Genomic DNA, 9,300 nt, shown 5'->3' with positions numbered 1-9,300 from the left:
GCAGTATGTGAATTATTGATGATATAAATTTTCAAGATTCGTCATCCCCGTGCAGACGGGGATCTTAATGCAATAGTGCCTGGTCATGGCATTACGATTATTCATCAGTTTTCCTTTATTCAGAGGCATTCATGAGCACTCCGTGGTTCCCAATCAAGTTGGGAATGACGCCGGCATTTGAATTTACTAATAAGCTTAATGTCCTTAGCTTCTTAATGGTCGAAAGCAATTAAAATAAAAGTTGCTTTTTAAGATTGCATAACCTTATGGGAGAACTATTCTTGTTATTGCCTTAACACAGGCTTCATACCTGTATGCTTGCTTTGTTCTAAAAATATTCCTAATTAAATGAAAAAAGAATTACTCACTCTAATAGTAGCCATATCTATCGGTATGGTATCATGCAAGAAAAGTCACGAAGAAACCCCTTTAGAATTTAGCTATCCTGCCGTTGCAGAAGTTTCCGATCCTTCGGTGCTTTTCACAACTGCTGCTGGTGTAAAAGTGTACAACGGAGGTTTTGGATCAGCTGTTGCCGCCGACCCCAACTCGCCGGATGTTTTTTATATGCTAACCGATAGGGGTTCGAACGTTGCCGGACAGCTCGCAAACTCAATTATCATAGGAAAACCTGATTTTGATCCACAGATTGGGAAATTCAGGCTGAAAGATGGGAAATTGGTACTCGAACAAACCATCGAACTTAAAAATGCATCCGGTAATAAATTAAACGGACTTCCAAACCCTGCAGGAATGGGGGCTTCTGGTGAAACTGCTTACGACCTAAATGGACGGGTGATTGCGCCAAGTGCCGATGGAATCGACTCAGAAGGTTTGGTAAGGGCAGCTGACGGATCATTTTGGATCAGCGATGAATATGGCCCACACATTGCACACTTCGATGCAACTGGTAAAACAATAGAACGCATTAATCCATTCGGAACTGGAACCGGTGGACGCACTATTCCGGCTGTATTTGCCAATAGAAGAGCAAACCGTGGCATGGAAGGCTTGGCCATTACTCCAGATGGAAAAACGCTGGTAGGCATGATGCAGTCGCCAATGTACAATCCGTCTAAAGCTGCAGTTGCCAATTCGGTGGTATTAAGAATTTTGACTTTTGATATCGCAAGCGGAGCAACCAAGCAATACGCTTACCTGATGGATAACACTACTTTAACAGGTGTGAGCGATATTGTTGCCGTTAACAGCACTACTTTCCTAACCATCGAGCGTGACGGATTGTATGGCGGTGCAGCAAGCAACCCGGCAACATTTAAAAAAGTTTTTAAAATAGACCTGAGTGGTGCTACCGATATTTCTGATTCCGGCAATGGTGTAACAGGTAAACTTTATGGCGGCAAAACCGTGGAAGAACTGAACAACGCAGCAGGTTTAAACACAGCGGGAATTACCCCGGTAAGCAAAACCATCGTTTTAGACCTGCTGAAAGATCTACCTTCCATTTATCCGCACGATAAAGCAGAAGGTTTGGCCTTACTGCCTGGCAACATCCTCGCGATTTCTAATGATGATGATTTTGGTGTGGTGGATAACGGGGCAAGTGGCTTTGCACAAAAAATATTGCCTTTAACAAATTCGGTTGATAGAAACCGTTTATACTTTGTTAAAATTAAACTTTAAAGCATTTAGCCATGTGTCAATTGACTCATGGCTATTTATACCATGAAATAAGATGCAAGTTGATATACTGTCTCATTAGTATGCTCATTACTACCGTACTTTTACCCTTTTTTTGCATGGCTATAGGAATTGAGGTTTACATTGTTAAGCTTTGTACAGCCTATCTTAATTTGCCTATGTATTACAGTTGTGCAATTGTTGATGATGAACAGCACGCGATTGATGTACTCCACGATTATATTGAAGATATCCGTTTTTTAAAACTGTTTAGCGCCTTTAATAATCCATTTGATGCCTTAAAAACAATTAGTGCCGGCGATAAAATCGATTTTCTTTTTCTAGATATAGATATGGATGGAATGAAGGGAACTGAACTATCACAGCATCTCCGCTCGAAAGCCAGGTTTGTGATCTACGCATCCGCCCACCTCGAAAATGAGGTAAGAAAAATAGATTCTAGCTTTGAATGTTATCTTGGCAAACCGATCTCAATGAAACGTTTTACTGGCACCATTGATAAACTGATACGACTTAATAATCTGCCGATTAAAAATGAAAATAGCTTATGATCGAACTTAATTACCTTTTTGAACAGGAATTTTTAGAAGATGTATCCTATCAGTTAATACAGTCAAGCATGGAAGACCCATGGTTGGTGCTGTCTGGATGTAAAGTGCTGGGGATTATTGATGAAGTTGAAGGGAACTGGAGCCAGATTATAGGTGGAGATATTCCACCAAAAGCAATTGAAGGGATGGGGAATTTTATTAACATGCAACAGTTTAGCTGGTTGCCGAATCTGATCAAAAAACAGTGGCCAAAGTATGTGCTTGATGTGGTCGTAGAAAATGCAGACCGTTACGAAATAATCTGCCATAAAGAGGCTTGTCTCAAACGTTTTAAACAACGTTTTACACTGGGTATCCATGCGCTTGCACAGAGAGAATCTGCGCTTGTTTTTAAAGTACGGTGCTTTCAGAAATCAGATTGTTATGAGGTGCTTAAAGCGCCTGCAATTGATCGGTACGTTTAATGTTTGTCCTGAATATTTTTAAAGGTAAACACAGGTTCCAACGCAAGCGGAATCTGCTGCGTTTTCAAAATTTATATTAATTCTTGTTTGTTTTAAGCGCTGATGTCAATGTAATATTTAAATTTGGCCCTACAAAACTCTTCCTCAACATGACCTTTGTAGAAAAACTGCAGGCCTTACGCCAGTTAATGGCTGCTCAAAAAGTAGATGCTTATATTATTACCGCGGCAGATCCTCACATCAGTGAATATTTACCAGCACATTATAAAGCTATTCCTTTTGCTTGTGGATTTACAGGGTCGGCTGGCACGCTGGTCATCACTCAGAATTTTGCTGGTCTGTGGACTGATTCGAGATATTTTACGCAGGCAGAAACACAATTAAACAATACTGGTTACGAATTGGTAAAGTTGAAAGTGCCACATACGCCCGAATACATCGATTGGTTGTGCCAGGTTTTGCCAAAGGATGCAAAAGTAGGTTTTAACCATCAGCTTATTACGGTAGGTTTGGCCCTCGAGATACAGAACAGTTTGACCCAGCGTGGAATAGAAATAATTGACGTTGATTTTATCAGCACGATTTGGCTCGATAGGGTAGGACTACCTGTAGAAAATGCCTTTTTAATAGGCGAGGAAGCTGCGGGTCTTACCATTTCGGCTAAAATAAACGAGGTAAAAGCTGCTTTAAAAATAAATGGAGCAGATTATCATTTTATTTCATCGCTTGATGACATTGCCTGGCTTTTTAACCTAAGGGGAAAAGATGTAGATTATAATCCTGTTACCTTAAGTTTTGCTTTAATTACTCCTGCAGCGGTAAAACTCTTTATCGACGAACAAAAATTGTCGCAAACAGATATTGATACTTTAAATGAGCAGGGCGTAACTTTGCATCCTTATGCTGAGGTGGCTGAGGCATTAAAAAATCTACCAAAAGGCGCGCAGGTTTTTATCGACCCTAAACGTACCTGTTTTGGCTTGTATCAGTGCTTGCCTTCTAGTGCCAAAATCGTTTCAGGCATTAATCCAAGCACACATCTAAAAAGTTTAAAGAATAATACTGAGATTAATCACATCCGCAAGGCAATGCTAAATGATGGAGTGGCTTTAACCAGGTTCTTTAAATGGATGGAAGATCATTTAGGGAAAGAAAAAATTACAGAATGGTCTGCAGCAGAGAAACTGGGTGCATTTAGGGCTGAACAAACATCTTTCGTAGGTTTAAGTTTTAATACCATAGCTGGTTACAATGCCAACGGAGCTTTGCCGCATTATAGTGTAACAGCAGAAAGCAATCAGGAAATTTTAGCCGATGGTTTGTTTCTTGTCGATTCAGGAGGCCAGTATTTGTATGGTACAACTGATATTACCAGGGTAATGCCTATTGGTAATTGCTCATCAACCCAGGCCGATGATTATACCTTGGTGCTAAAAGGCCTGATTGAAGGTTCTAAACTGATTTTTCCAGAAGGTACCAAAGGTTATCAAATCGATTCCATCTGTAGAAAACCACTCTGGGAACATGCCATAAATTTTGGTCATGGAACGGGTCACGGTATTGGCTTTTTCCTAAATGTACACGAAGGACCTCAGAATATTAGTCCAGCCAACGTAGATATTGCCTTTAAGCCAGGAATGGTAACCTCCATCGAACCAGGTATTTATCGTCCGGGAAAACATGGTGTACGCATCGAAAACCTTGTTTTATGTATCCCTAAGGGAAAAAGCGAATTTGGCGATTTTCTCACTTTCGAAACCTTAACCTTATGTTTTATCGATACCGCGATTATCAATAAAACACTTTTGGCACCAGATCAGATTGAGTGGTTAAATCAATACAATCAAATGGTGTTTGGGAAGCTTCAACCCCTTTTATCTGATGAAGAAGCTGAATGGTTGAAAGTGAAATGTCAGCCTGTTTAATCATTGTCTACCAATGATTCTAAAGAACGGTCGTCATTCCCGCACAGGCGGGAACCACGAAGTGCTCAGCAGCTAATCTTAATGCGAACAATCTTAGCGCTTTGCGTAATCTGAAGGAAAATAAATAGGTGGGTCTTTAATATAATAGTTGTCAGTCTGAGCTTGTCGAAGACCCCTATGTTGTATTAGTAAAATAATCGTTTAAATGATCTTATATCTCTTATATGATTAATAATTTGATATAGGAAAGCAATTCCTGCATTTCAATCCACGTCAGTCGCGCTTTCCGCTGTAGTCCCGACTTACTTCGGGAGCTGCCGCTGCAATCACGTTTAGGTACCCGATATAGTGCTAATGGGTTAGGTTTCCCCTCATGTGTTATTAATCTGCGTGCTTTGCGTAATCTGCGAACCTATTTTTTTCATCATGCTTCCTGCTATTCACCATCGATCCGCCATCCGTTTACCGCCTCGCGCCCAACTTCCAGTAAATACACCAATTCTTTACCGATTTTGCGCTATTTTTAAGTTCGATGCCTGCTTTATCTTTTAAATTTTAATTTTGATTTAACCACATTTCTAAATTTCCTTTATGATCATGATTATCGAACTAAAAAAGAAGAGAACCTTATCCATAATAACTTTTAAAGCAATATTTTGCTGTATTTTATCTTTCCTAAATATTGAGGTAGTTCTAGCCCAATCGCCTTGGATTGCTTTAGGCAAAAAAACATCTACTTTGGGCCTGGAAAATGGATTTTCGACTTACAATGCCGGAGCATTTAATCTAAAGCTTGTTAAGTCATCACAAACGGTAGCGGGCCTACAGCCTAAAATGGTTAAAGATTTCGATTTTGCACCCAGCGACAGTTTAAAAGTGCGTAGTTCAGATGGTTTATATCACTTGGGCGATATCAATTTGAAGTTACGCTACATTGGCGAAGAAGCCTGGAAAAGCTACAGCACAGCCGCCAAAAGAAGCCCTGTGAAAAATATTTCTATGGGTAAAAACGTACTCGCTGCTGCCGATCTTGCTGCAACACTTCCGGCTGATATGCCGCTGCAGGTTAAACGGATGTGGGAAATGTTTAACGGAAAGCTTGTGCTCCGCTTCGAACTGAAAAATAAGACCAATAAAAACGTAGAAATCGGGGCACTGGGTATTCCGATGATTTTCGATAATATTCTCGAAGGCAGGACATTGGAGCAAACCCATGCAAAAAATGTTTTTTACGATCCTTATATCGGTAAAGACGCCGGTTATCTGCAAGTTACGCGGTTAAGCGGTCATGCACCTTCTTTGCTCGTTGCGCCACTGGGACATACGCCATTTGAGGCTTATAACCCGCTTAATGATGATCGAACACCAAGAGGAATCGCGTTTGAAGGTTTTTATGAGTGGATGGTATACAGTAAAGCCTATGCAGAAAACGAATGGAAAAATGCCGAGCAATGGAATACACCGACTTCAACCACTTTAAAACCTGGTGAAACCAGAAGTTATGCCCTTCAGTTTATCCTTTCTGGAGCAGCAAAAGATATCGAAAGCAAACTGATCGAAAATAAACGACCAGTAGCAATCTCAGTTCCGGGTTATGTACTGCCTAAAGATGTGGAAGGGAAATTATTTGTTAACTACCCTAAAAAGATTAAAACTATTCAAGTTCAGCCTGAAAATGCCCTACAAGTAAGTGCATTGGCCTCAACCAAAAATGGCTGGAAAAGTTATACTGTAAAGGGAAATACCTGGGGAAGAGCAAGGTTGTCCATCACCTACGAAGATGGCTTGGAGCAAAGTATAAATTATAAGGTAATTGAAGCCGAAAGTGATGTGATTGCTAGTTATGGCAATTTTTTAACAACCAAGCAATGGTTTAACCAGGCCGACCCTATTTTTAAAAGAAGTCCATCAGCTATTACGTACGATAATGAAAAGCAACAGCAGGTAACACAAGACAATAGGGCATGGATTGCAGGTTTAAGCGATGAAGGTGGTGCAGGTTCGTGGTTGGGGGCAATAATGAAGCAATTGGTACAACCCAAGAAAGAAGAAGTTGATAAACTGAAACAATTTGTAGATAGTGTAATGTTTGGGCGGATACAACTTAAAAACGGTCCTCAGAAATATGGGGTAAAAAAGAGCTTGTTCTACTATGCACCAGATTCGCTCCCTAAAGATACTTATGCCGCAAATATAAATTTTAAAACATGGTCTGCATGGCCCAAAAAAGAAGCTGATAACCTGGGCCGGTCTTATAACTACCCGCATGTTGCAGCAGCCCATTGGGTGATGTATCGGTTGGCGCGTAATTATAGCGGCCTTGTGGAGGAGCAGAGCTGGAAACAACACCTTATAGATGCTGCTGAAACAGGCATGGCCATGGTTAATATTGCCCCTTATTACGCACAGTTCGGCCAAATGGAAGGCACAGTTTTCTATCTCATCCTAAATGACCTTAAAAACGAAGGACTAACAGAAGAAGCAGCCAGGTTAGAAAATGAAATGAAGAAGCGGGCCAACCACTGGCGTTCGCTACAATATCCCTTTGGAAGTGAAATGCCTTGGGACTCTACAGGTCAAGAAGAAGTTTATGTATGGTCGAGCTATTTTGGCTATCAAGACAAAGCAAATGTAACGCTTGATGCGATATTGGCCTATATGCCTGTGGTGCCGCATTGGGCCTATAATGGTAATGCCCGTCGGTACTGGGATTTTCTTTATGGAGGCAAACTTTCGCGTATCGAACGGATGATCCATCATTATGGTTCAGCACTCAATGCCATTCCTGTATTAATGGATTACCGTAAAAATCCCGGCGATTTCTATCTTTTGCGTGCTGGTTACGGTGGACTTTTGGGTTCGATTTCCAATATTACCCAAGAAGGTTTTGCGCCTGCAGCATTTCATGCTTATCCATCAACCTTAAAAAATGACGGCATTACCGGCGATTACGGATCCGGTTTTTTTGGCTACGCGGTTAATACATCATCGTATATCTTACAGCATCCTGAATTTGGTTGGTTGGCTTTCGGTGGCAATTTGAACAAAACAGGCAATAACATCAATGTTAAATTAACTACGGCAGCAAAATCATCGGTTTACATTGCTGCTGTAGGGCTTTGGATCAGCCTTGATGCGGGTACCATTGATGAGGTAAATTATAATACTGTAAATGGCGAAATTCGCTTAAAACTGAGCAAAGCAAATGAATATACACCTAATGCCATGTTGAGGTTGTTACAGCCTGCAAAAATTAATGGCGTCGGTTCTTATGCTGTAAAAGGCAATGGCATTAAGAAAAGGGGAGGATACGAGTTACCGCTTGCAAAAGAGCATACAACTGAAATCATTCTTCAAAGATAATATCAATTTTTCTATCGTCTCCGCCCCGTAAACTAAAATTTACGGGGCTTTTTTTTTGTTGATTTATATTGATAATCAATTATATGTATGTCTTATCAGTATTATAAATTGATATAAGTTATTCATATTAATTGTATATCAAATTATTAAACTTAAATATTTAACTTAATAGGAATGTTTTATAGATTGAAAACCATTGAATTTGTTCTATTTATAGCTACATAATTACTTCATGTTAATCAGTTTATATTTTTGTATTTCAAAAAAATATATAATTTAATAATAATATAATCCATTTAAATTTAGTAGATCGTCCTCGTTATAACGAGGATGCATGAGAAAGGCGATTTTATCGCCAATAAAAACGTGCTTATTTGTAAACCCAACTGACGTCATTCTCGCGCAGGCCTATCGTGTAGACATATCTTTTGGTTTGGGTTTTTATGCGTTTTGCTAACCAACTTTAATAAAGCAAAGGTTTTACCGAAGAACGCCGTCAATCCCAAGTGGCGGAGAAATCAAAAAAATAGTTACACAAAAGAAAAAATAGCACTACCAAACCTTAAACGTAGTGGTTTTGTGTTCATAAACGCTGCTTCAAAATGTTACGAAAATTGAACACAAAACGAAGTGCCGCTATTTTTTTGATGTGCTTGGATTGTGCTGAGCCGCCTTGTTGGATTGACAAAGCGCTTTGGGTACTTTGGCGCTCCAAAGTACCATGCCCTGCGGCAAAGAGCGGAAAAATCAATATTTGTTTCCACGTGACGATTTTTTTCGGAACATAGCGCTGTTAATTACAGGAAAGATGCTGAAATAAATTCAGCATGACGATCGACCTAGGCAACGACGCTAAAAACAAATGTAAATAAAGAGAGATGTGTCCACACGATACGCGCAGGCGGGAACCATGATGTGCTCAGCGAAGCTGATGTTAAAGCTTAAGCACGATTTCCAATCAAGTTGGAATGATGGAACGACTTATAAATACTCCGTGCCATCTATATCTCCCGTAGCTAAAAATTGTTAACGCTATCTATAAACTTTCTTTAATCATCCTATCAATGTGCAGATTTTACCCTTATTTTTCGCTAACCTGAAATTTATTGTGATTTTTGTGCCATAACCATAGCTTATAATTTGCAGATACCTCCCATATTTTAGCCATTATATTTAATTGTTATTGAATAAAAATAGCTTTTGGGATATTTGCCTAACACAAAATAATATGTTTGAAAAGAAAGTTTACCTCCAAAGAAGAGCAGCACTAAAATCAAAGATAAATTCGGGAATATTACTCTTTTTGGGTAATGAAGAAAGTCCGATGAATTATAA

Annotated in this window: 5 protein-coding genes; all 5 read left to right on the top strand. The window is 39.6% G+C overall.

The window, feature by feature from the left end; all coding sequences use genetic code 11:
* The first annotated feature begins 348 nt into the window (after positions 1-348).
* The 5 genes from AC1DND_RS10495 (at position 349) to AC1DND_RS10475 (ending at position 7,965) form a co-directional block, all read left to right on the top strand.
* The gene (locus AC1DND_RS10495; RefSeq protein ID WP_477581437.1) at positions 349-1,644 is read left to right on the top strand and encodes an esterase-like activity of phytase family protein; all 1,296 of its coding nucleotides are present in this window, start codon (positions 349-351) and stop codon (positions 1,642-1,644) included.
* Positions 1,645-1,760: 116 nt separating this feature from the next.
* Positions 1,761-2,213 (top strand): LytR/AlgR family response regulator transcription factor, encoded by a 453-nt coding sequence (locus AC1DND_RS10490; RefSeq protein ID WP_477581435.1) that lies wholly within the window; start codon positions 1,761-1,763, stop codon positions 2,211-2,213.
* The gene (locus AC1DND_RS10485; protein ID WP_477581434.1) at positions 2,210-2,677 is read left to right on the top strand and encodes a hypothetical protein; all 468 of its coding nucleotides are present in this window, start codon (positions 2,210-2,212) and stop codon (positions 2,675-2,677) included. Before AC1DND_RS10490 ends, AC1DND_RS10485 begins: the two co-directional genes overlap by 4 nt.
* A 149-nt stretch (positions 2,678-2,826) precedes the next feature.
* On the top strand, positions 2,827-4,602 hold the full coding sequence (locus AC1DND_RS10480) for an aminopeptidase P family protein (protein WP_477581432.1): 1,776 nt from the start codon (positions 2,827-2,829) through the stop codon (positions 4,600-4,602).
* Positions 4,603-5,199: 597 nt separating this feature from the next.
* Complete coding sequence (locus AC1DND_RS10475; protein ID WP_477581430.1) at positions 5,200-7,965, top strand: DUF5695 domain-containing protein; 2,766 nt, start codon at positions 5,200-5,202, stop codon at positions 7,963-7,965.
* Positions 7,966-9,300: the final 1,335 nt, after the last annotated feature.

It is taken from the genome of Pedobacter sp. 01N416, from assembly GCF_056399685.1.
This window is presented reverse-complemented; position numbering and strand designations above follow the sequence as displayed.